Here is a 575-nt window from a genome sequence, read left to right on the forward strand (position 1 = left end):
AGGTAGGTTTTTGCATCGAATGTTGACCCACGTATAGAACACTGTCCCGCTCGGCAACGAGCGGGAGATCGGAGTGATCGACGTGGCCATACTGAGCATCATTCGACGCTGGCATCTTCGCGACCAGATCCCGCTGCGCGAGATCGCCAGACGCCTGGGCATCTCCAGGAACACGGTCAGGCGCTATCTGCGCGCTGACACCACGGCACCGGCCTATCCTGCACGGCAGAGCCCGAGCAAGCCCGACGGCCATGCCGCCAAGCTCTCCGCCTGGCCCAAGACCGAGGCCAACAAGCCACGCAAGCAACGGCGCACACTCAAGCAGATTCACGCCGATCTGTGTGCACTGGGCTTCACCGGCTCCTACGATCGCGTTGCTGCATTCGCTCGCCGCTGGCGTCAGGAGCAACAGGAGCAAGCCCGTACGTCGGGACGCGGCACCTTTGTCCCGCTGCGCTTCGCAGAAGGTGAGGCCTTTCAGTTCGACTGGAGCGAGGACTGGGCGGTCATCGCCGGCGAGCGCACCAAGCTGCAGGTGGCCCAGTTCAAGCTGAGCCACAGCCGCGCAGAACTCT

1 protein-coding gene is annotated in these 575 nt (G+C 63.5%); it reads left to right on the top strand.

The window, feature by feature from the left end:
- Positions 1–73 precede the first annotated feature (73 nt).
- Positions 74–575, top strand: a 502-nt coding sequence (locus WH91_RS10710) for a winged helix-turn-helix transcriptional regulator (protein WP_144408368.1), incomplete at its 3' end; no start/stop codon positions are given.

The sequence above is a fragment of the Devosia psychrophila genome (genome assembly GCF_000971275.1).
GTDB lineage: Bacteria > Pseudomonadota > Alphaproteobacteria > Rhizobiales > Devosiaceae > Devosia > Devosia psychrophila.